Here is a 20,425-nt window from a genome sequence, read left to right as displayed (position 1 = left end):
TTTAGGCGCCTGTTCTGCAAGGATTTTTCAGGCGATTAGAGCCTGTATTCGGTACAATCCATCCTCGTGCGCGCCTCGTTGTACATCTGGCGCCGGGCGACCCGCCCCGGAGTCCGCGCCGCACCGCCTGCAAGATCCCACCGAATTCCGAACCAACCGATCGAGACATCTCATGTCGCTTTTCTCTGCCGTCGAACTGGCTCCGCGCGATCCCATCCTGGGCCTGAATGAAGCTTTCAACGCCGATACCCGCAGCACCAAAGTGAATCTGGGCGTGGGCGTGTACTTCACCGACGAAGGGAAAATTCCGGTGCTGCGCGCCGTGCAGGAAGCCGAGAAGGCCCGCCTGGCCGCCGCTGCCCCGCGTGGCTACCTGCCGATCGAAGGCATCGCTGCCTACGACCAGGCCGTGCAGAAGCTGCTGTTTGGCGCTGAATCGCCCCTGATCGCTGAAGGCCGCGTGGTCACCGCACAAGCCCTGGGCGGCACCGGCGCACTGAAGATCGGTGCCGACTTCCTCAAGCGCCTGTACCCGGACGCCAAGGTCGCAATTTCCGACCCGAGCTGGGAAAACCACCGCGCCCTGTTCGAGTCGGCCGGCTTCGAAGTCGTCAACTACGCGTACTACGATGCCCCGTCGCACGGCCTGAACTTCGCCGGCATGATGGATTCGCTCAACAGCTACGCGCCGAACACGATCGTCGTGCTGCACGCCTGCTGCCACAACCCGACCGGCGTGGACATGACCACCGAGCAGTGGAAGCAGGTCGTGGAAGTCATCAAGGCCAAGAACCTGATTCCGTTCCTGGACATGGCCTACCAAGGCTTTGCCGACGGCATCCAGCAAGATGGCCTGGCCGTGCGCCTGTTTGCCGAATCCGGCCTGCCGTTCTTCGTCTCCAGCTCGTTCTCGAAGTCGTTCTCGCTGTACGGCGAGCGCGTCGGGGCGCTGTCGATCGTGACGACCAGCAAGGACGAAGCCACCCGCGTGCTGTCGCAAGTCAAGCGCGTGATCCGCACGAACTACTCGAACCCGCCGACGCACGGTGGCACGATCGTCGCCAGCGTGCTGACGAGCCCCGAGCTGCGCGCGATGTGGGAACAGGAACTGGGCGAAATGCGCGACCGCATCAAATCGATGCGCAACGCACTCGTCGACAAGCTGGCCGCCAAGGGCGTGAAGACCGACTTCTCGTTCGTGAAGGCCCAGCGCGGCATGTTCTCGTATTCGGGTCTGACCTCCGCTCAAGTGGATCGCCTGCGCAACGAGCACGGCATCTACGCCGTGTCGACCGGCCGCATCTGCGTGGCCGCGCTGAACACGCACAACATCGACGCCGTGGTGAATGCCATCGCCGACGTTCTGTAAGGTGCCGTAGGCGTCACGCCTTAGGTGCAATTGCAAAAAGAAAAGCGGCTTCGGCCGCTTTTTTGCTGCATGGGGCTAGACTGACACGGGCGCATCATAGAAGCCGTGCAACACTCTGTTATCAGGGTTTATGCTGCATCGCAGTAATCTGCACCTAGGTGCATAATCATTTGCGTCGCCCTCGCCACCACGGACCGGTCCAGCCATGCTTTACCAGCTTCACGAATTCCAGCGCGCCCTGCTCAGCCCCATGACGGCTTGGGCCCAAGCGACCGCCAAGACCTTCACCAACCCACTGAGTCCGCTCTCCCTGATGCCCGGCGCGCAACGCTACGCTGCAGGCTACGAGCTGCTGTACCGCCTGGGCAAGGAGTATGAGAAGCCGGAATTCGGCATCCGCTCCGTCAAGTCCAACGGCCGCGACATTCCCATCGTCGAACAGACGATCATCGAGAAGCCGTTCTGCCGTCTGATCCGCTTCAAGCGCTACGCCGACGACGCCGAGACCATCAAGCTGCTCAAGGATGAGCCGATCGTGCTGGTGTGTGCGCCGCTGTCGGGCCACCACTCCACGCTGCTGCGTGACACCGTGCGCACGCTGCTGCAGGACCACAAGGTGTATGTGACCGACTGGATCGACGCCCGCATGGTGCCGACCGAAGAAGGTGCCTTCCACCTGTCGGACTACATCAACTACATCCGCGAGTTCATCAATCACATTGGCGCCGACAAGCTGCACGTGATCTCAGTGTGTCAGCCGACCGTGCCCGTGCTGGCCGCCATCTCGCTGATGGCTTCGGACGGCGAGAAGACGCCGCGCACCATGACCATGATGGGCGGCCCGATCGACGCCCGTAAGAGCCCGACCGCCGTCAACTCGCTGGCCACCAACAAGTCGCACAGTTGGTTCGAGAACAACGTGATCTACACGGTGCCTGCGAACTATCCGGGCCACGGTCGCAGAGTGTATCCAGGCTTCCTTCAGCACGCCGGCTTCGTGGCGATGAACCCGGACCGTCACCTGTCATCCCACTACGACTACTACCTGAACCTGATCGAGGGCGACACGGAAGACGCTGAAGCCCACGTGCGCTTCTACGACGAGTACAACGCCGTGCTGGATATGGCCGCCGAGTATTACCTGGAAACCATCCGCGACGTGTTCCAGGAATTCCATCTGGCCAACGGCACGTGGGTGGTGGAAGGCAAGCCGGTGCGTCCGCAGGACATCAAGAGCACCGCGCTTTTCACCATCGAAGGCGAACTGGACGATATCTCAGGCAGCGGTCAGACCGAAGCCGCGCATGGCCTGTGCACCGGCATCCCGAACGCGCGCAGGCAGCACCTGACGGCGCCCAAATGCGGCCACTACGGCATCTTCTCGGGCCGCCGCTGGCGCGAGCAGGTGTATCCGCAGTTGCGTGATTTCATTCGCCGCTACGACGAGAACACTCCGCGCATCAAGGCTGTCGCCTAAGCCCGACGCACCAAGAAAAAAAGCCTCGCAACCGCGAGGCTTTTTTGTTGCGCGGCGACGTTTCAGCCGATCAGTCCTTGGGCCGATCCAGATACGCCAGCAGCATCTTGATATGCAGTTGTGCGAACGCCTCATGTTCATCAGCCGAGGCAATGTCGCGGCCCACCACCGCGCTGATCGTGTAGCGATTGGACAGGACGTAATAACCCAGCGCCGAGATCGTCAGATACAGGCGCGACACATCAACGTCGTCACGAAAGATGCCGCTGCGCTGGCCCCGCTCCACCACGCCGCGCAGCACCTCGATGACCGGATTGACCAGCTCAACCAGATGCGGCGACGTCTTCAGATGCCGCGCCTCGTGCAGGTTTTCGCTATTGAGCAGACGGATGAACTCGGGGTTCTCGTAATAGAAGTCCCAGACGAAACGGGCAAGCTGGACGACCGCCTCGCGCGGGTCCGACGACTCGATCTGCACTTGCTCTTCCGCCTCCTTGAAGCGGAAATACATATGCTCGAGCACGGTCAGGAAGAGCTTTTCCTTGCTGCCGTAGTAGTAATACAGCATGCGCTCGTTGGTCTCGGCACGGCGGGCGATGGCGTCGACGCGGGCACCGGCAAAACCGCCCCGCGAGAACTCCTCGATGGCTGCAGCAAGGATGCGTCGGCGCGTGCCGGCGGGGTCGCGACGCGTGCGGGGTGCGGCGGATTCGCCATGAGCATCAGCTTCGATGTCGGCGATTGGTGCGGCTTGGTGAGACGGCATGGCACCTCGGTCCGTTTAGAACGCAGGAATTATGTCATAGGGTTGATACATGCCCGCCGTATGCCACGTCAGGGCATGCACGCCTTGCGCGGGGCCCAAATCGGCGATAATGGCAAGCTATTCAAACAACAAGTCCCATCGTGGTTTCCTTGGTCTCCGCAGTGGCCGCATCCTTGGCCGACCGGCTCGAAAACCTCCTGCCGCAAACGCAATGCACCAAGTGCGGCTACAACGGCTGCCGCCCTTACGCAGAAGCCATGGCCAACGGCGAGGCCCTGCCCAATCGCTGCCCGCCCGGCGGCGCGGAAGGCATTCGCCGGCTATCCGACGCACTCGGCCGCACGGGTGCGCTGCTGCCGCTTGAGCCGTCCAACGGCATCGAACAGCCTCGCGCCATCGCCGTCATCGACCCCGGACGCTGCATCGGCTGCACGCTGTGCATTCAGGCGTGCCCCGTCGATGCCATCGTCGGTGCACCCAAGGCGATGCACACGGTGCTTGAAGACTGGTGCACCGGTTGCGACCTCTGCGTGCCGCCCTGCCCTGTCGATTGCATCGACATGGTCCCCGTCACCGGCGAACGCACGGGCTGGGATGCCTGGAGCCAGCAGCAAGCCGATGTCGCGCGGGACCGCTACGTCTTCCGCAACGCACGCCTCAAGCGTGAACAAGCCGAGAACGAGGCGCGGCTCGCCGCCAAGGCCGCGGCCAAGCTCGCTGCAGTCAGCGCCGAACAACCAGCCGACGATGCCGAACTCGCCGCGCAGGCGCGCAAGAAGGCGATCATCCAGGCTGCGATTGAACGGGCGCGTCAGAAGCAGGCCGAGATGGCCGCGCGAGGGCAAGGTCCGCGCAATGTGACCAACGTGTCGGCGGATGTGCAAGCCCAGATTGACGAAGCCGAAGCCCGCCGCAAGCGCATCGCCAGTCAGATCGAACACAGCACCAAACCCGACGCAGACACCCACTGAATCCTGCCCCGACGATGAATTCCGCCAAGCGCCACGCCATCTTCGAGACCCTGCGCGAGAACAACCCAACGCCGACCACCGAACTGGAATACACCACACCGTTCGAGTTGCTGATTGCGGTGCTGCTCTCGGCGCAGGCGACCGACGTGGGCGTGAACAAAGCGACGCGCAAGCTGTTTCCAGTGGCCAATACGCCCGCCAAGCTGCTGGCGCTGGGCGAAGAAGGCATCACGGAATACATCAAGACCATCGGGCTGTATCGCACCAAGTGCAAGCACATTCTGCAGACGTGTCGCATCCTGCTCGACCAGTACGGCGGAGAAGTGCCTCGTGACCGCGCTGCGCTGGAAGCACTACCAGGGGTGGGCCGCAAGACGGCCAACGTGGTGATGAACACGGCTTTTGGTGAGCCGACGATTGCGGTCGACACGCACATCTTTCGCGTGGCCAATCGGACTGGGCTGGCACCGGGTAAAAACGTGCTGGAAGTCGAGTTGAAGCTGCTGAAGGTGGTGCCGGAAGAGTTTCGGCAGGATGCGCACCACTGGCTGATCCTGCATGGGCGCTACGTGTGCAAGGCTCGCAAGCCCGAGTGCTGGCATTGCGCCATCGAGCCACTGTGCGAATTCAGGCCGAAGACACCGGCACCGAAGGAATAAAAAACGGGGACCGCAGCTTCTGATGCGAGTCCCCGTTTTCTTTGCGCGACCAGTTGTCGATCAAACGATCTTGCACGCCTCTTCGAACGACAGGCGCGGGTTTCGCGGATGCAGCTTTTCCGCGTCGCCGTAGCCGATGTTCATGATGAAGTTCACCTTCCACTGGCCGTCGGGGAAGAACGTCTCATTCACCTTGTCGGCATCGAAGCCGGCCATCGGGCCACAGTCCAGGCCCAGGGCACGCGCGGCGAGCACCAGGTAGCCGCCCTGCAGCGAGCCGTTCATGAGCGCGGCTGCGTTGATCTTCGCCTGGTCACCCGCGTACCACGAACGCGCATCGGTGTGCGGGAACAGCTTGGGCAGTTGTTCATGGAATTGCGTGTCGTACGCGACGATCACGGCCACGGGCGCCTGGCGGGTCTTTTCCTGATTGCCCGGCGACATGCACGGAATCAGGCGCTCCTTGGCGGCCGCGCTCTTGACGAACACGAAGCGGGCCGGCGTGCTGTTCGCGGCGGTCGGGCCGTACTTCACGGTGTCGTACAGCGTGTGCAGCAGTTCGTCGTCGACCGGCTTGTCCAGCCACACGTTGTGGGTACGGGCTGCGTGGAACAGTTGGTCCAGCGCGGACGGTTCAAGCATCGGCATTGCGGGGTGCTCCGGAAAGAGTTGAGGAGCGCATTGTAATGCGCCGGTTCCGCGCGCGCGGGACACCTGCACACACCGAATGGACATCCGGCACCCGTCAGCCGCACACAGACTCTATAAAAATCGGCATGCCTTGTTTGTATTTAATCGCACCTATTGCGATGCGCCATGGTATTGGCATGGTCATTTTTACACCGCATCGCGCGCAATGAAAAAGAGCCCTTTACAACGGTTTGCTTACGAACTACTTTTTTGTTCGTCATTGTATTACCCGCAGGGTTGGACGTATCGGATTCGCGCCTTGTTTTAAACCAGGCGCGCGACTGCAATCATCCCCACGTTTTCGCACAGCCCTTGCCAGACTTTGCGCAAACACCCTACGGGCCTGAACCCAACGTCGTTTCTTTTTGAAATCCAATCGGATTTCAGGGGCTTCTTTTACCAAATAAAAACCAGTTGAATTAGCTTCCGCTGACAAGGCGGGAAATCATAATATTTGGTTCGCGTCGCACCGAAATTACAAAACGCAAATCGAATATGGAGCCCACTTAAAACCATTCGTTTTAAGTGATGGCGTTCGTCACCCTGAAGAAGGCCATTATCGCCATGAAAAAATCCAGGTTATCGACCAGTGATTTTGCAGGATTGTCCCGGACCCTTGGTGTATCGTTTGCGGCCGCAGCGCTGTCCGCCGTGCTGCTGGTGGGTTGCGGCGGCGGCGACTCGTCCGCCGCGGCCAACCCCAGCGGCGTTGCCACCAACGCCGGCAACGCAACCACGCAACCGGTGACGGCCGCCGTGCCGCCCGACCAACCTTACGTCGACCCGAACGTCTACGGCACCGGGCCGAACGACGCTCTGGCCGCCGACCCCGGCGAAAGTGCAGCCATCACGCACCACACGGTGACGATCGGCGGCAAGAGCATCGCCTACACGGCCACCGCCGGGCACCTGACGACCATCGACCCCGTCACGTCGCAATCGAACGCGACGATGTTCTACGTGGCGTACACGCAGGACAATCCGGACCCATCCAAGCCGCGTCCGGTGACGTTCTTCTATAACGGCGGGCCGGGCTCGTCGTCAGTGTTCCTGCTGCTGGGCTCGTTCGGGCCGAAGCGGCTTCAGTCATCGTTCCCGAACTTCACGCCGCCGGCGCCGTACAAGCTGCCCGATAACCCGGACAGCCTGCTCGATCGGTCCGATCTCGTGTTCATCAACCCCGTGGGCACCGGATACTCTGCCGCCATTGCACCGGCCAAGAACAAGGACTTCTGGGGCACCGACCAGGACGCGCACTCCATCGATCGTTTCATTCAGCGTTATCTGACCAAGAACTCGCGCTGGAACTCGCCCAAGTTCCTGTACGGCGAGTCGTACGGCACGGCGCGCAGTGCGGTGCTGTCGTGGGTGCTGCATGAAGACGGCATCGAGCTGAACGGGATCACGCTGCAATCGTCGATCCTCGACTACGCGAATGCGCTCTCGGCCGTGGGCACCTTCCCGACGCTGGCCGCCGACGCGTTCTACTGGAAGAAGACGACGCTCAATCCGGCACCGACCGACCTCGACAGCTACATGGCCCAGGCCCGCAACTACGCCGACAACACGCTGGCACCGCTGGCACAAGCGCCAAGCGCCGCGGACGGCGGCTTCGTCAACGTGCGCCTGAACCTGAATCTGGCGACGGCACAGACGATGGGCTCGTACATCGGCACCGACCCGGTCTCGCTGATCCAGACGTTCGGCAATCCGGCAGCGCTGGGCAACGTGCCGTCGCAGAACAACAATCCGCCGTACACGTTCTTCCTGACGCTCAACCCAGGCATCCAGATCGGCCAGTATGACGGCCGCGCCAACTACACGGGCCAGGGCATCGCGCCGTTCATCCTGCCGAACTCGGGCAGCAACGATCCGTCGATCTCGAACATCGGTGGCGCGTATACGGTGCTGTGGAACAGCTACCTGAACACCCAGCTCAAGTACACGTCGACCTCGTCGTTCGTGGACCTGAACGACGCCGTGTTCAACAACTGGGACTTCAGCCACATCGACCCGACGGGTGCCAACAAGGGCGGCGGCAACACGCTGTACACCGCCGGCGACCTCGCCTCGACGATGAGCCTGAACCCCGACCTGAAAGTGCTGCAGGCCAGCGGTTACTTCGACGCGGTCACACCGTTCCACCAGACCGAGCTGACGCTGGCGCAAATGCCGCTCGACCCGACGCTCAAGGCGAAGAACCTGACGATCAAGAATTACCCGTCGGGCCACATGATCTATCTGAACGATGCGTCGCGCACCGCGCTCAAGGGTGACCTGGCTTCGTTCTACGATGGCGTGATGGCTGATCGTCCGGCCCTGATGCGGGTGCAGAGCCTGCAACGCCTGCCGGCGGGGCAGAAGAAGTAATCGCCTCAAGGCAGAAAGCAAAACCGCCCAGTTCACGCTGGGCGGTTTTTTGTTGGAGCGAGGATTCGGCTTCAGGCCATGTCATCCACGCCGTGATCGGCAGGCTTCGCGTCCGCACGCGTGAGCCACAGCACGCCCGCCAGGATCAGCGCGCCGCCGGTCATCTGCATGGGCGCGATCGACTCGCCGAGCAGCAATGCCGCCAGGAGCACCGTCACCACCGGCTCCAGCGTCGACAGCATCGACGCCTGCGCGGCCCCTAACTTCTGCAAGCCGGCGAAGAACGTCAGGATTGCCACCACCGTCGACAAGCCGGCGATGGCCAGTGCCGCTACCCAGCCACCAAACGTGCCGGGCAGATGCGCCGGCGCGCCGAGCAACGCCATCCCCGTATACACGACGGCCGCGGCAGTACAGATGACGGTCGTACATGCCAGAGGATCCAACCCGCGCGTGACCCGTGCACCGACCGTGATGTAGATCGAGTAAATGACCGCGGAGGCCACACCCAACCCAATGCCGAGGAGGCTGCCGCCCGACAGGCCTGCTCCACCCACCGTCAGCCCCGCCCCGACCGAGCACAGCACCAGCGCGATGATCGCCGTGGTGGTCAACTGCTCGCGCAAGAAAATCGCCGCCAGCACCGTCACGAACATCGGATACAGATACAGCAGCAGCGCCACCAGGCTGGCCGGCGCGTAATTCAACGCCGTAAAAAACGCGAACGACTGCCCGGCATAGCCGATGCCGCCCATTGCCGCCAGCCCCGCCACGCGTGACCACGGCGGTATGCCGATGCGACGAACGCGCATCACCACCATCAGAGCCGCCGCCGCGATCACGAAGCGCACGATCAGCAGCCCGACCACATTGGCACCGCTCGCATAGGCGTAGTGCGTGAAGATCGCCATCGCGCCGAAGGATGCGGCGGACACGGCGATCAGCAGCACGCCGAGGAGCTTGTCGGCGGCGCGTGCTGCGAGGGAGGAATCGGTGGCTTGTCTCATGAAGTGCGGCGTTTTTGTTTGGGTTCGCCGTCTGCAGGTGCGGGGCGCCATTGTAGCGTTGCGGTCTCGTGAAGCGACCCGGCAGGTATCGAGGCGCGCCGGTACAATGCCGGGATCATGTTCAATCCCTCCCGCGACGAAGTCCGTCAATTCTTCTGCGGCGCGTGGCGCAAGCACCGCCAGGCAGAAATCCTCACGCCGCTCGAAGCCATGGCGCTCGACTGGATGCTGCAGCATCCCGAATACCAGGACACCCTGGAAGCCGGCGAAGAAGCCCTCGCCCGCGACTACACGCCTGAAAGCGGCCAGAGCAACCCGTTCCTCCACCTGTCGATGCACCTGTCGATCAGCGAGCAGGTGTCAGTGGACCAGCCGCGCGGCATTCGGGCTGCGTATGAAGCTCTTGCCCAGCGGCTCGACTCGCCGCACGAGGCGCAGCATCAGGTGATGGAATGCCTGGGCCAGATGCTGTGGACGGCGCAGCGCACCGGCTTGCCGCCCGACGGCGATGCCTACATCGAATGCGTGCGCAAGCGCGCCACCGCCCGCTGAATCTGACGCCCTGACGCCAACAAAAAACCGCTCCGAAGAGCGGTTTTTCTTTACCGGCGATGCCGCGTTACTTCTTGAGTACCAGCGAGCCCGGCAGCGATTCGATGTACGCGGCAATATCCTTCAGCTCCGCCTGCGTGAACGGACGCGGCTTGCCGTCGGCACCGATCGTGGCAGGGTTGCTGTTGACCTGACCCGCCATGATGGCGTTGCTGCGGCCCACCAGCGGGTTGTTGCTGGTCTGATAGGCCAGCAGCGCGTGGTAGATGTAGTCGCCGTGCTGGCCAGCGAGCTTCGGATAGTCCGGTGAGATCGGTGCGTTCAGGCCGGCACCGTGGCAGGCCACGCAGGCGCCCTTCTCCACCAGTTGCTTGCCCTTTTCAATATCGGCGGCCTGTGCCGACACGGCCGCAGCCAGCATCAGCGCGCCCAGATTGAACGAGATTGCGAGCGAGATCTTCTTCATGTTCTTCCTCGTCACTTCTGGGGGTTGTTCTGGGTAGCGGCCGTCTGCTGCGAGTAATACGCGGCGAGGTTGGCGATGTCCTGGTCGGTCAGGGAGCCAGCGATGGCGCGCATGGTCGGGTGCTTGCGGTCACCCTTCTGGTACGCATGCAGCGCGCTTTCGATGTACTTGGCGTTCTGGCCGCCAAGATAGGGCACGCGATACACCTCGGGGAACGACGTCTTGTAGTCGGGGATGGCATGGCAGCCGATACACATGGCGACCTTGTTTTCGGCGGCGGCAGCGTTGCCCTGAACGTCGGCTGCGGCAGCGCTGTTGGCTGCGGCGGACAGTGCGCCTAATGTGCCCAAGGCGGCCACCATGGTGAGGATCTTTTTCATCTCGTTCTTAAGCGTGGAGTTTCAGAATCCTGCTCGCCCTGCCGGCTTGGCTCGTCTCAGCCGGCTGTCTCGCTGGGCGCATTCACCCGCCGTTGGCAACAAGCCAGAAGACGGTCATTTGAGGTGCGTCAAACCGGCGCATTGTACCGCACCGCTTTTTTGCCAGTCCAGTTAGGGCTCCCGTGACTTGACAGCAAGGAATGGCACGGCGCGCCCGCCCTGGTGTCGCCCGGCGTCAAACACGCAAATGCTCTTATACTGGCCGTTTCCAAATCTTTTACCGCTCAGTAGGCTTGCACGATGAACACCACCACCTCGCCTGCCCCATCCGACCAGCGCTCGCGCTTTGAAGGCTCCGATCAGTACGTCGCCACCGACGATCTCAAGCTCGCCGTCAATGCGTCCATGACGCTCCAGCGCCCGCTGCTCATCAAGGGCGAGCCGGGCACCGGCAAGACCATGCTGGCCGAGGAAGTGGCCGCCGCACTGGGCATGCCGCTGCTGCAGTGGCACGTGAAATCGACCACCAAGGCGCAGCAGGGCCTGTACGAATACGACGCCGTCTCCCGCCTGCGCGACTCGCAGCTAGGCGACAAGGAAAGTAGCAACCGGGTCCACGACATCCGCAACTACATCGTCAAGGGCGTGCTGTGGCAGGCCTTCGAGGCGGACGAACCGGTGGTGCTGCTGATCGACGAGATCGACAAGGCCGACATCGAATTCCCCAACGACCTGCTGCGCGAGCTGGATCGCATGGAGTTCTACGTGTACGAAACGCGCGAAACCATCCGCGCCAAGCACCGCCCGCTGGTGATCATCACCTCGAACAACGAGAAGGAGTTGCCCGATGCGTTCCTGCGCCGCTGCTTCTTCCACTACATCAAGTTTCCGGATGCCGAGACGATGCAGGCCATCGTCGACGTGCACTACCCGGGCATCAAGCCAGCGCTCGTGAAGGCCGCACTGGATGCGTTCTACGAGATGCGCAACCTGCCGGGGCTGAAGAAAAAGCCGTCGACATCTGAGCTGATCGACTGGCTCAAGCTGCTGCTGGCCGAAGACATTCCGCCGGAATCGCTGCGCAGTCAGGACAAGAACGCCGCGATTCCGCCGCTGCACGGCGCGTTGCTCAAGAACGAACAGGACGTGCACCTGTTCGAGCGCCTGGTGTTCATGAACCGCGCCAACCGCTGAGCGAATCCGACCATGCCGCGCCTGATCGAGCCCGTCACGCTGTCCGGCCAGCACGCCTGGCTGGAACCGCTCGGGCCAGAACATGTAGATGACGTGCGCGCCGCGGCCGCCGATGGCGAGCTGTGGAAGCTCTGGTACACGTCCGTGCCCTCGCCCGACAAGACTGGTGACTGGTTGGCCGTCGCACTGGACATGCGGGAGCGGCTGGGCGCCATGCCCTTCGTCGTTCGCGAGATGCACGATGGGCAGCCCGGCAATGTGGTTGGAGCAACGCGCTTTTTCAACGTGGACGAGGCCAACCGCCGGCTGGAAATTGGCCATACGTGGTACGCAAAATCCGTCCAGCGCACGGCCGTCAACACGGAAAGCAAGCTGTTGCTGCTCACGCACGCGTTCGAAACACTGCGCTGCATTGCGGTCGAATTCCGCACGCACTGGATGAACCATCAGAGCCGCGCGGCCATCGCTCGGCTCGGCGCCAAGCAGGACGGCGTGTTGCGCAATCACCAACGCATGCCGGATGGCAGCTTCCGCGACACGGTCGTGTTTTCGATCATCGAATCGGAATGGCTGACCGTGAAACGCCATCTGCAATACAAGCTCGAGCAACCGCGCGCCTGAGCGCCGGAGGACCACCATGCTCATCGATTTCTTCTTTACGCTGCGGCACGCCAAGCTGCCGGTCTCGGTCAAGGAATACCTGACGCTGCTCGAAGGGCTCAAGCAGCAGGTCATCGCGCCGTCGCTCGACGAGTTCTACTTCCTGGCGCGCATGACGCTGGTGAAGGACGAGAAACACTTCGACAAGTTTGACCAGGCGTTCGGCGCCTACTTCAAGGGCGTGGAAGGCGCGGTGGATTGGCGCGCGGACATTCCGCTGGATTGGCTCACCAAGAAGCTGGAGCGCGAGCTGTCGCCCGAGGAAAAGGCCAAGATCGAAGCCATGGGCGGTCTCGACAAGCTCATGGAGCGCCTGAAGGAACTGCTGAACGAGCAGCACGAGCGGCATGAGGGTGGCAGCAAGTGGATAGGCACAGGCGGTACATCGCCGTTCGGGCACGGCGGCTACAACCCGGAGGGCATTCGCATCGGCGGGCCATCGAAGGGCAACCGCACAGCAGTCAAGGTGTGGGAAGCACGTGCCTACAAGGACTACGACGACACCGTCGAACTCGGCACGCGCAACATCAAGGTGGCGCTGCGCCGCCTGCGCAAGTTCGCGCGTGACGGGGCCGATATCGAGCTGGACCTGGACGACACGATCCACTCCACCGCCGCCAAGGCCGGACTGCTCGACATCAAGATGCGCCCCGAGCGGCACAACAACGTCAAGGTGCTGATGCTGATGGACGTGGGCGGCTCGATGGACGACCACATCAAACGCGTGGAAGAACTCTTCTCCGCCGCCAAGACCGAGTTCAAGCACCTCGAGTATTACTACTTCCACAACTGCGTGTACGAATGGCTGTGGAAGAACAACCGGCGCCGCCATGCGGAGCGCTTCTCCACCTGGGACGTCATCCGCAAATACCCGCCCGACTACAAGTTGATCTTCGTGGGCGATGCGACCATGAGCCCGTACGAAATCCTGCAGGCAGGCGGCTCGGTCGAATACAACAACGCCGAAGCCGGCGCCACGTGGCTCAAGCGCCTGATCGAACAGTTTCCAAAGTTCGTCTGGCTGAACCCCGAGCCGGAGGGCCTGTGGGAGTACCGGCAGTCCATCTCAGTCATCAATCAGATCGTGAAGACGCGGATGTATCCGGTGACGATTGCCGGGTTGGAATCGGCGATGCGATTGTTGTCCAAGTAAATGTATTTGGGATGCCGGCCGCGTCGACTTCACCGGTCCGGCAACATGGCGTGGGCGGCCTCGACGATTCGTTGCGCCTCTGCTGAACGCTGCTGAGGCGGCACGCCAAGCTGTTCTGCAACACGCACGGCCAATCCAAGAATTTGAGCCTGATCCGCGGGAGCGGCGAGTTTGCCTTTGACCCGTTGCGAGAAGTTGCGGTCAAGAACGTGCTGCTCTCGCCAGTGGCCAATACCGCTTGGTAGGACCGAATCGATAAAGGCTGCGAAGCGGGCGGTAGGTCCGGCTTCGCTTTGCACACGCCGGGCGATTTCCGCAGGGCCACGGGAACGTGCCTCAAGAACCAGATCGTTCGCCGTAATGCGAGCGTCACGACCCGTCTCCGCATTGAAGCGCAGCGTAGTTTCCAGCCCGGTACGGCGCTTGGCGAAGCGGGCATCGGATGCGAGCACTGCGGACCCGGCGAGCCAGGCATCCATGACGACCGTCCGCTCCGGCTGTTCGGCTGCAGCCGCGTCTGGCACCCGGCCTTCCGCCCAAGTGTGCCCTGCGGCCGGATCACTCACGTAATGCACTTCTTCGCCAGGCGCCAACCGGCGGCTGTGATATACGCTCGTCGTGCTCGTGTGCTCGCCACAGTTTCCTGCGCCGAATACCGACGCCGCCGCGGCGGAAAAAGGCGCCCGCTGCTCGAATGCGTTCCAGGGGACGTTCGCTTTCCGTTCACGTTCCAGCCTGAAAGTACGCGCCGCCTTCGTTCGCCAAGTACTTTCATTGTTGGTTGCACGCACGTCCACGTCGACGTTGCCCCGGCCATGCTTAAGCAACTGGCGGGTTTCGTTCACGCTGGCATTCGCCAACCGGAGGCGGGATATCTCCGACCCAGCCACAGGGCGGCCGTCTACTGCACGTGCAAGCAGGTACACGGCGAGTGACAACTCCGCATCTGAAATCTTGGCGGGCCCGGCCGAAACCCGGGCCGCCCCGCCGGTACGCGAGGCGGGCAGATCCGCAAAGGCTGGGGAACGCGAACGCATCGCCGGTTGCGTTGTCGCTCCCGGCGCCGTGCGGTCTGTGGGGGAGACAGACGATGGCAGCGGTGGGAGACTGCGCGATAGCTCGCCTGTGATTTTCTTATGCATGCCGGACCTCCAATCGGAGGTCGAAGGCTACCGGAGTCGGCCTGTCGATCTGGCCTCTCATGCGAAAGACGGGGTCAGGCGACGAAACTGGATGAAGATGCAGTGCCCTGCGTATTCCTGTTCAGGAGAGTGGTGATTACCTGCCGCGTAATCGACACCATCCACGCCGACATCGAAGATGAAGCCATGCAGCACGGAAGCGCATCACCGTGCCGCAGAGCTTCCCGATTTCGCCACCCCTCTTCGAACGGAGAAACGCCATGACTGCCACCCAACTCGCCGCCAACGACACGCTCGCCGATGCGCTGGTCGATCGTTATATTGCCGCGTGGAACGCGACGGACGCTGCTCAACGCCGCGCGCTCGTCGCGCAGACCTGGACAGAAGGTGCCACGTACGTCGATCCGCTCATGCAAGGCACCGGGCATAGCGGTATCGACGCGCTCATTGCCGGCGTGCAGGCCAAGTTCCCCGGTTTCCGCTTTGCGCGCGACGGCGGCGTGGATGTTGTGCAGGACACGATCCGCTTCCGCTGGACGCTCGGCCCCGAGGGCCAGGCGCTGGTCAAGGGCACCGACTTTGTGCGCATTGAAGATGCCCGCATGCACGCGGTGATCGGCTTCATCGACCAGATGCCCGGCATGGGCGACGCCGCCTGAGCGCGCCACTGCACAAAAAGCAAACGCCCCGAAATGCCGGGGCGTTTTGCATTGAGGCATGCAAAGTTCAGATGGACAGCGCGTCTTCCTGGCCGGCATTGGCACTGCGCAGTCCTTCTGCCCAGCCTTTGGTCGGCAGCTTGAGCGAAGCCTGCAGCGCGGCGGCACGCGCCTGCACGGCTTCCCAACTCACGTGCAGCGGCGGGCCATTGAACGCCAGCGCAATCACGTTGCCGTCGTGCACTTCCGGGAACACCAGCACGCGGTTGTCGAACGCGTCGCAAATGCGCTCGATATTGCGCGGGAAGCTCGTGTGGTCGCCAAACAGGTTGATCGTCATCACGCCCGGCGAGCGCAGCACCTGGCGGCAAGCCTTGTAGAAGGCCGGCGTATCGAGCACGGGGCCGCGCGCGGTGGCGTCATACAGGTCGATCTGCAGTGCATCGACGGTGCCGTGGTGGCTGGCGTCCATCACCCAGTCGTAGGCATCCTGCTCGAGCACGCTCAGGCGCGCGTCGTCAAACGGCATGCCGAACATGCTGCGCGCCGCGACGATCACGGACGGGTTCAACTCCACCGCCGTCACCTGCGCGGGCGCAAGTTGGCGGTGGCAGAACTTGGTCAGCGCAGCAGCACCGAGACCGAGTTGCACAACGTGGAAATCCGGCCGTGCGGCCGGATCGAGAAACAGCAGCCACGCCATCATCTGCTGCGCGTATTCCAGTTCGATGGCATCGGGCTTGGACAAGCGCATGGCGCCCTGCACCCATTCGGTACCAAAGTGCAGATAGCGCACGCCGGCCAGTTCAGAGAACGTGACGGGCGCAAAGCGCGGGGCCATGCGCTTCGGTTCGTCATCGTGGTCCAGGTGGTCGTCCCGCTTGGCGCGTGCGGGGCGGCGCGAGGCGACGGCCTCGATGGATTTACGTTTCAACAGCGTCATAAAGCGGATCAACGGGAAGAAGACTGAGCGGCAGCTGCGCGCTGCAGCCACTCGCGATTGTGGTCTTTGGCATAGCGCGTCCAATGCTTGGCGTCGCGCAGGATCTCTTCAAACAGGGCCTGGGCGCGCTGCTTGTCGGCATCGTTGTTCTGCGCGAGCAGCCATTCGCCGAAGAGGCAACGGGCCGCTGCGTCGTTCGCGCAGGTCAGGGCTTGCTCGAATGCCTGGCGCGTGCTCGGTGCGTTCGTCGCGGCCAATGCGCGTGCGTACAGCAATGTCGGATCAGGCTGCTGGCGCGTCACCCGATGCGCTTCGAACAGTGTGTCGAGCGTGCCCTTGGCAAGTGCCGCATCGCCCGTGGCGAACTGCGCACGGGCCAAGCCCAGCAGCACGGCCGGGTCGCCGGCAAACGGCCCCGTAGCCGCCTGCTCGAAATGCTCGCGCGCCTCTTTGGCATTGCCGGCCTCCAGCAGGGCTTCGCCCAAGCGCAGGCGGTGTTGCACGGTCGGGGCACGATCGAAATCATTGCGCGCCTCGCGCACGGCGCGGTTCGGGTCGATCAGTTGCGTCACCGCGCGGCCGGCGACGCGCGCACCGCGTGAGTGGCGCATCTCGGGCAGATAGATGGCGAAGAAGTACACCACGCTGCCCAGCAATGGAAACGCAAAGAGGATGAACAACCAGTACATGTTCTGGTTGTTGCGCACCACGTGCACCGCAAAAAACAGCGCAACGATGACGTGAAACCCGATTCCGAGAAACGGCATGTGAAGGCCCGATAGTGAAATGCACCGACACCCCCCGCGTCGGCCACGGGCGCGATTGTGACAGATGCGCTGCGGCACCGGTGTGACGCACCCTTAACGTTTGTGCATTGACACCCCCCGAACGCGCATGGAGCCGACCCATCAACAAACGCCGGCGCCTGTCGTCAGGCAGCCGGCGTTGTCTTTCAAACAAGGCGCTTCTTAGGGGCGACCGAGGAAATCCAGCTTGCCGATCTCCACGCCGTTATGGCGTAGCAGCGCATAAGCGGTGGTGATGTGGAAATACAGGTTCGGCAGCACGAAGCCGCGCAGGTAATCGATGCCCGTGAACTGCAGCTCGCGCGTCGGGCTCTTGAGCGTGATCTGGCGATCTTCGCTGCCGGCAAATGCCGCAGGGTCGATGCTGTTGACGAACTCCAGGGTCTTGGCAATGCGCGCCTTCAGCTCTGGAATGGTCGTCTCCACATCCGGGTACGACGGCACCTCATTGCCCGACAGTCGGGCCGCACCGCCCTTGGCCTGGTCACAGGCAATCTGCACCTGCCGCGTGAACGGATGCATGTCCGGCGCCAGACGCGCGCTCATCAGGTTGGCTGGGTCGAACTTCTTCGCTTCTGCGTGGGCAGCCGCCTTGTCGAGCAGGGCCGACAGGTTACCCAGCATGCGGTTCACGGTCGGGACCAGAAACTCGTACATCGAAGGTGTGGTCATGGAAGTGATTTCCTCGGTATCCATCGTTGTGCCCCCCGACGATCTTTTGCACGATCCGTCGGCGCCGCGCTTTCTTGCGCAGGGCACAGTGTAGGCCAGCGATTCGGCCGCTGCATAACGCACCCGCACGCTTCGTCATGAGGCATTTGGCACGAGATTAGTGCGGCGGATCTTCCTGACGTGTGCTGATCGACGGTGCCGCCTGCGTCTCTCGCGTGGCATGGCTATTGCATTGGCAAGGACAGGGCCAACGGCGGCCTCGAACCAACTTGGCACATCGCGATGGCACGCTCCGCAGGGAGCGTTCGGGGCAACGGCGCTCCGAGGCGACACGGCACGACCCGGGCAACCGGTGCGTCGCCAGCTCGCTTCGGAGCGCTTTTTTTTGCCTTCGCGGCTGCGTCAACCTCAACACCACGAGCAAGGCACGACATGAACGCTTCCACCACCCCGGCCCCCACGGCCGATGTGTCCGTCGAGACCATTGGCGAGCTGATCAACCTGTCCGGACGGCAACGCATGCTGTCGCAGCGGATCGTGCTGCAAATGGTGTTGGCCGCGCAGGGGCACGCCGCTGCGCTCGACATCGCGCGCTCATGCCTGGCGACATTCGCGTCGGCACACACCGATCTTGTCGAGGGCAATGCGCGCCTGCCCGGGGCATTCTCGGAAGCGCTGCGTCAGCTGTACTTCGGCAAGCTGCGTGGTGACGCGCGCGTCCGCGAGTTCATCGTTCTGGTCAAAAGCGCCATCGACACCTTGTCGACCAGCACGGCCCAACGCAACCCGTCTCTTGATGCGCTCGTGGCGCAAGCCACGCCCATGCTGGAACTGCTGCAGACCATCACGCAGGCCTATCAAGAAGAGATGCACCTGTGCGAAGTCGCACTGCGCAAACGCCAGGCAGAAATCGCCGCGCACCTCGGACGCATCTCGATGCAGGCCAACATCGTCGCCATGAACGCGCGCGTCTCGGCGGCGCGTGCGGGGCCGTACGGGCGTGAATTCTCCGTCATTACGACGGTGCTCGCAGACATCATTCAGGAGATGGACCAGTTGATCCGCAATGTCGTCGGAACCGACGATGCCTCGCAGCCCGGTGCGGGCGCACGCCGGCCATCGACCCCGGCATCGCGCACGTTCGGGCACATGTCACTGCGTTGATCATGAGACGGAGAACCGCTTGAAACCCTACCTGCAATTCATCCGCTTGCTTGTGTGCTCCGCCCTGCTGTCAGGCCTGGTCGGGAACGCGTGCGCGCAACCGCTGACGATCAACGCGGCCATCAACAAGGCGGGCCGCCAGCGCATGCTGTCGCAGCGCATGGCCAAGGCGTATTGCCAGATCGGCCTGGGCGTGGAGGTCGAACGATCGAAGAAAATTCTCGAGCAGTCCGTCGCGCTCTTCGATCGGCAACTCACGGAATTGAAGGCATTCGCACCCACGCCCGAGATCAAGGACACCTACGCCAAACTTGAACAGACGTGGCTCGTCTACAGGCAGTTGCTGACAGGCAGCGAGCCCAACATCAACAACGCGAAGAAGATCGCCCAAGCCAGCGACGACGTGCTGAAGCTCGCGCAACAGGGCACAGCGCTGCTGGAGAAACAATCGGGCACGCCAACGGGCAAGCTGATCAACGTGGCCGGCCGTCAGCGGATGCTCTCGCAGCGCATTGCCAAGCTGAGCATGTTCCGCGCGTGGGACATTACCTCTGCGCAGATGACCCAGGATCTCGATTCGGCAATGAAGGAATTTACGGCCGCTCAAGCATTCCTGACGTCTGCGCCGCAGAACTCCGGGGCGATCAACAATGCGCTACAACTCGCCAGCACGCAGTGGCTGTTCTTTGCCGAGGCGCTCAAGCAGACAGAAGGCACGCGCGCAGAACAGCTGCGCAACGTTGCGACAACCAGCGAGCGCATTCTTGAGGTGATGGATGACGTAACGGGCCTGTACGAGGGGCTGCCCAGATAGCAGAGCGCTACGACAGCCACTCACGCAGCGCATGCCACGCGGACAACTTTTGGGCGTACGGCACAGCCGCATAAGCCGGGCTGCTGGAAGGGAGCTTGAGGATGGTGTGCCGGTCGCCGATCTCGCCCAACGCCTTCATGCCGATGCGCGCGGCGGTACCGCCGTTGAAGGCGATCACTTTCAGCTCGGGTAATGAAGCAATCAGACCGGCAAGGTCGTTGCCGGCATGGTCGCGGATCTTGCTGTCGAGGCTGCCCTCGCGCTTGGCTTCGGCCACCACATCCCAGAGGCCAATGCGATGCGCGAGCAGCGCTTGCAGGCGCGCGGTGTATTCCATGCCTGGCAAGTCCTCGCCGATCACCTCACCGGCGAGGCGCCAGAACTGGTTGTGCTTGTAAGCGTAGTACTGTGATTGCGCAAGCGATGCTTCGCCGGGGAGGCTGCCGAGGATCAGCACGCGCGTGTGCGCGTCGACCACGGGTGGGAAGCACCGCTTGAGCGTCACGCTCGT

Annotated in this window: 22 protein-coding genes; 12 read left to right on the top strand and 10 right to left on the bottom strand. The window is 62.7% G+C overall.

The window, feature by feature from the left end:
* The first annotated feature begins 172 nt into the window (after nucleotides 1-172).
* The gene (locus tag ACU8YE_RS01745; protein ID WP_232042369.1) at nucleotides 173-1,369 is read left to right on the top strand and encodes an amino acid aminotransferase; all 1,197 of its coding nucleotides are present in this window, start codon (nucleotides 173-175) and stop codon (nucleotides 1,367-1,369) included.
* A gap of 205 nt (nucleotides 1,370-1,574) precedes the next feature.
* Nucleotides 1,575-2,846 (top strand): polyhydroxyalkanoate depolymerase, encoded by a 1,272-nt coding sequence (locus tag ACU8YE_RS01740; RefSeq protein WP_232042368.1) that lies wholly within the window; start codon nucleotides 1,575-1,577, stop codon nucleotides 2,844-2,846.
* A gap of 70 nt (nucleotides 2,847-2,916) precedes the next feature.
* Here ACU8YE_RS01740 and ACU8YE_RS01735 read toward each other — a convergent pair whose 3' ends face one another.
* Nucleotides 2,917-3,612, bottom strand: coding sequence for a TetR/AcrR family transcriptional regulator (locus ACU8YE_RS01735; protein WP_232042367.1), 696 nt, complete (start codon nucleotides 3,610-3,612; stop codon nucleotides 2,917-2,919).
* A gap of 140 nt (nucleotides 3,613-3,752) precedes the next feature.
* On the opposite strand from ACU8YE_RS01735, the gene rsxB reads away from it, so the two are divergent.
* Nucleotides 3,753-4,583: an electron transport complex subunit RsxB gene (gene rsxB / locus ACU8YE_RS01730; RefSeq protein ID WP_446927981.1), complete on the top strand. Its 831-nt coding sequence runs from the start codon at nucleotides 3,753-3,755 to the stop codon at nucleotides 4,581-4,583.
* 14 nt (nucleotides 4,584-4,597) lie between these two features.
* Nucleotides 4,598-5,242 carry an endonuclease III gene (gene nth, locus ACU8YE_RS01725; RefSeq protein WP_322016425.1) on the top strand — a complete coding sequence of 215 codons (645 nt, stop codon included), beginning with the start codon at nucleotides 4,598-4,600 and terminating at the stop codon, nucleotides 5,240-5,242.
* Between the two features lie 60 nt (nucleotides 5,243-5,302).
* Here nth and ACU8YE_RS01720 read toward each other — a convergent pair whose 3' ends face one another.
* Nucleotides 5,303-5,890, bottom strand: coding sequence for a malonic semialdehyde reductase (locus tag ACU8YE_RS01720; protein WP_232042364.1), 588 nt, complete (start codon nucleotides 5,888-5,890; stop codon nucleotides 5,303-5,305).
* Between the two features lie 606 nt (nucleotides 5,891-6,496).
* On the opposite strand from ACU8YE_RS01720, the gene ACU8YE_RS01715 reads away from it, so the two are divergent.
* Nucleotides 6,497-8,302, top strand: coding sequence for a S10 family peptidase (locus ACU8YE_RS01715; protein ID WP_446928073.1), 1,806 nt, complete (start codon nucleotides 6,497-6,499; stop codon nucleotides 8,300-8,302).
* 71 nt (nucleotides 8,303-8,373) lie between these two features.
* On the opposite strand, the gene ACU8YE_RS01710 is transcribed toward ACU8YE_RS01715, so the two are convergent.
* Nucleotides 8,374-9,309 carry a DMT family transporter gene (locus ACU8YE_RS01710; protein WP_446927980.1) on the bottom strand — a complete coding sequence of 312 codons (936 nt, stop codon included), beginning with the start codon at nucleotides 9,307-9,309 and terminating at the stop codon, nucleotides 8,374-8,376.
* Between the two features lie 117 nt (nucleotides 9,310-9,426).
* Here ACU8YE_RS01710 and ACU8YE_RS01705 point away from each other — a divergent pair, with 117 nt between their 5' ends.
* The gene (locus ACU8YE_RS01705; protein WP_232042362.1) at nucleotides 9,427-9,861 is read left to right on the top strand and encodes a DUF1841 family protein; all 435 of its coding nucleotides are present in this window, start codon (nucleotides 9,427-9,429) and stop codon (nucleotides 9,859-9,861) included.
* Nucleotides 9,862-9,928: 67 nt separating this feature from the next.
* Here the strand turns inward: ACU8YE_RS01705 and ACU8YE_RS01700 are convergent, their stop codons facing one another.
* Nucleotides 9,929-10,327, bottom strand: coding sequence for a c-type cytochrome (locus ACU8YE_RS01700; protein WP_009238577.1), 399 nt, complete (start codon nucleotides 10,325-10,327; stop codon nucleotides 9,929-9,931).
* A gap of 11 nt (nucleotides 10,328-10,338) precedes the next feature.
* Nucleotides 10,339-10,707 (bottom strand): c-type cytochrome, encoded by a 369-nt coding sequence (locus ACU8YE_RS01695; RefSeq protein WP_316877973.1) that lies wholly within the window; start codon nucleotides 10,705-10,707, stop codon nucleotides 10,339-10,341.
* A 300-nt stretch (nucleotides 10,708-11,007) separates the two neighbouring features.
* Between ACU8YE_RS01695 and ACU8YE_RS01690 the strand changes: the two genes are divergently transcribed.
* The 3 genes from ACU8YE_RS01690 to ACU8YE_RS01680 are packed head-to-tail and all read left to right on the top strand — an operon-like array spanning nucleotide 11,008 to nucleotide 13,714.
* Nucleotides 11,008-11,901 carry an AAA family ATPase gene (locus tag ACU8YE_RS01690; protein ID WP_316868676.1) on the top strand — a complete coding sequence of 298 codons (894 nt, stop codon included), beginning with the start codon at nucleotides 11,008-11,010 and terminating at the stop codon, nucleotides 11,899-11,901.
* Nucleotides 11,902-11,913: 12 nt separating this feature from the next.
* Complete coding sequence (locus ACU8YE_RS01685) at nucleotides 11,914-12,522, top strand: GNAT family N-acetyltransferase (RefSeq protein ID WP_232042360.1); 609 nt, start codon at nucleotides 11,914-11,916, stop codon at nucleotides 12,520-12,522.
* A 16-nt stretch (nucleotides 12,523-12,538) separates the two neighbouring features.
* Nucleotides 12,539-13,714 carry a vWA domain-containing protein gene (locus tag ACU8YE_RS01680; protein WP_446927979.1) on the top strand — a complete coding sequence of 392 codons (1,176 nt, stop codon included), beginning with the start codon at nucleotides 12,539-12,541 and terminating at the stop codon, nucleotides 13,712-13,714.
* A gap of 29 nt (nucleotides 13,715-13,743) precedes the next feature.
* On the opposite strand, the gene ACU8YE_RS01675 is transcribed toward ACU8YE_RS01680, so the two are convergent.
* Nucleotides 13,744-14,559, bottom strand: coding sequence for a hypothetical protein (locus ACU8YE_RS01675; protein ID WP_446927978.1), 816 nt, complete (start codon nucleotides 14,557-14,559; stop codon nucleotides 13,744-13,746).
* 557 nt (nucleotides 14,560-15,116) lie between these two features.
* Between ACU8YE_RS01675 and ACU8YE_RS01670 the strand changes: the two genes are divergently transcribed.
* Nucleotides 15,117-15,515, top strand: a complete 399-nt coding sequence (locus ACU8YE_RS01670; RefSeq protein ID WP_446927977.1) for a nuclear transport factor 2 family protein — start codon at nucleotides 15,117-15,119, stop codon at nucleotides 15,513-15,515.
* A 67-nt stretch (nucleotides 15,516-15,582) separates the two neighbouring features.
* Here ACU8YE_RS01670 and ACU8YE_RS01665 read toward each other — a convergent pair whose 3' ends face one another.
* The 3 genes from ACU8YE_RS01665 to ACU8YE_RS01655 all read right to left on the bottom strand — a co-directional run bounded on the left by ACU8YE_RS01665 (nucleotide 15,583) and on the right by ACU8YE_RS01655 (nucleotide 17,936).
* A complete protein-coding gene (locus ACU8YE_RS01665) occupies nucleotides 15,583-16,458 on the bottom strand; it encodes a spermidine synthase (protein WP_446927976.1) in 876 nt (291 codons plus the stop codon).
* Nucleotides 16,459-16,466: 8 nt separating this feature from the next.
* Nucleotides 16,467-17,225: a tetratricopeptide repeat protein gene (locus ACU8YE_RS01660; RefSeq protein WP_316877980.1), complete on the bottom strand. Its 759-nt coding sequence runs from the start codon at nucleotides 17,223-17,225 to the stop codon at nucleotides 16,467-16,469.
* 201 nt (nucleotides 17,226-17,426) lie between these two features.
* Nucleotides 17,427-17,936 carry a DUF1993 domain-containing protein gene (locus ACU8YE_RS01655; protein ID WP_433866732.1) on the bottom strand — a complete coding sequence of 170 codons (510 nt, stop codon included), beginning with the start codon at nucleotides 17,934-17,936 and terminating at the stop codon, nucleotides 17,427-17,429.
* A 432-nt stretch (nucleotides 17,937-18,368) separates the two neighbouring features.
* Between ACU8YE_RS01655 and ACU8YE_RS01650 the strand changes: the two genes are divergently transcribed.
* On the top strand, nucleotides 18,369-19,100 hold the full coding sequence (locus tag ACU8YE_RS01650) for a type IV pili methyl-accepting chemotaxis transducer N-terminal domain-containing protein (protein WP_260802740.1): 732 nt from the start codon (nucleotides 18,369-18,371) through the stop codon (nucleotides 19,098-19,100).
* 19 nt (nucleotides 19,101-19,119) lie between these two features.
* A complete protein-coding gene (locus ACU8YE_RS01645; RefSeq protein ID WP_440076837.1) occupies nucleotides 19,120-19,914 on the top strand; it encodes a type IV pili methyl-accepting chemotaxis transducer N-terminal domain-containing protein in 795 nt (264 codons plus the stop codon).
* A gap of 7 nt (nucleotides 19,915-19,921) precedes the next feature.
* On the opposite strand, the gene ACU8YE_RS01640 is transcribed toward ACU8YE_RS01645, so the two are convergent.
* On the bottom strand, nucleotides 19,922-20,419 hold the full coding sequence (locus ACU8YE_RS01640) for a DNA-deoxyinosine glycosylase (protein ID WP_440076836.1): 498 nt from the start codon (nucleotides 20,417-20,419) through the stop codon (nucleotides 19,922-19,924).
* Nucleotides 20,420-20,425 lie beyond the last annotated feature (6 nt).

The sequence above is a fragment of the Ralstonia sp. VS2407 genome, from assembly GCF_052950655.1.
Note: the sequence above shows the minus strand (reverse complement) of the source record. Positions and strands in the feature narration are given on the sequence as shown.

Coding starts and splice junctions, on each gene's coding strand:
- ACU8YE_RS01685 (WP_232042360.1), top strand. CDS start 11,914: ATGCCGCGCCTGATCGAGCCCGTCACGCTGTCCGGCCAGCACGCCTGG.
- ACU8YE_RS01660 (WP_316877980.1), bottom strand. CDS start 17,225: ATGCCGTTTCTCGGAATCGGGTTTCACGTCATCGTTGCGCTGTTTTTT.
- ACU8YE_RS01650 (WP_260802740.1), top strand. CDS start 18,369: ATGAACGCTTCCACCACCCCGGCCCCCACGGCCGATGTGTCCGTCGAG.
- ACU8YE_RS01665 (WP_446927976.1), bottom strand. CDS start 16,458: ATGACGCTGTTGAAACGTAAATCCATCGAGGCCGTCGCCTCGCGCCGC.
- ACU8YE_RS01695 (WP_316877973.1), bottom strand. CDS start 10,707: ATGAAAAAGATCCTCACCATGGTGGCCGCCTTGGGCACATTAGGCGCA.
- ACU8YE_RS01735 (WP_232042367.1), bottom strand. CDS start 3,612: ATGCCGTCTCACCAAGCCGCACCAATCGCCGACATCGAAGCTGATGCT.
- ACU8YE_RS01655 (WP_433866732.1), bottom strand. CDS start 17,936: ATGACCACACCTTCGATGTACGAGTTTCTGGTCCCGACCGTGAACCGC.
- ACU8YE_RS01710 (WP_446927980.1), bottom strand. CDS start 9,309: ATGAGACAAGCCACCGATTCCTCCCTCGCAGCACGCGCCGCCGACAAG.
- ACU8YE_RS01690 (WP_316868676.1), top strand. CDS start 11,008: ATGAACACCACCACCTCGCCTGCCCCATCCGACCAGCGCTCGCGCTTT.
- nth (WP_322016425.1), top strand. CDS start 4,598: ATGAATTCCGCCAAGCGCCACGCCATCTTCGAGACCCTGCGCGAGAAC.
- ACU8YE_RS01700 (WP_009238577.1), bottom strand. CDS start 10,327: ATGAAGAAGATCTCGCTCGCAATCTCGTTCAATCTGGGCGCGCTGATG.
- ACU8YE_RS01740 (WP_232042368.1), top strand. CDS start 1,575: ATGCTTTACCAGCTTCACGAATTCCAGCGCGCCCTGCTCAGCCCCATG.
- ACU8YE_RS01720 (WP_232042364.1), bottom strand. CDS start 5,890: ATGCCGATGCTTGAACCGTCCGCGCTGGACCAACTGTTCCACGCAGCC.
- ACU8YE_RS01745 (WP_232042369.1), top strand. CDS start 173: ATGTCGCTTTTCTCTGCCGTCGAACTGGCTCCGCGCGATCCCATCCTG.
- ACU8YE_RS01670 (WP_446927977.1), top strand. CDS start 15,117: ATGACTGCCACCCAACTCGCCGCCAACGACACGCTCGCCGATGCGCTG.
- ACU8YE_RS01715 (WP_446928073.1), top strand. CDS start 6,497: ATGAAAAAATCCAGGTTATCGACCAGTGATTTTGCAGGATTGTCCCGG.
- ACU8YE_RS01705 (WP_232042362.1), top strand. CDS start 9,427: ATGTTCAATCCCTCCCGCGACGAAGTCCGTCAATTCTTCTGCGGCGCG.
- ACU8YE_RS01680 (WP_446927979.1), top strand. CDS start 12,539: ATGCTCATCGATTTCTTCTTTACGCTGCGGCACGCCAAGCTGCCGGTC.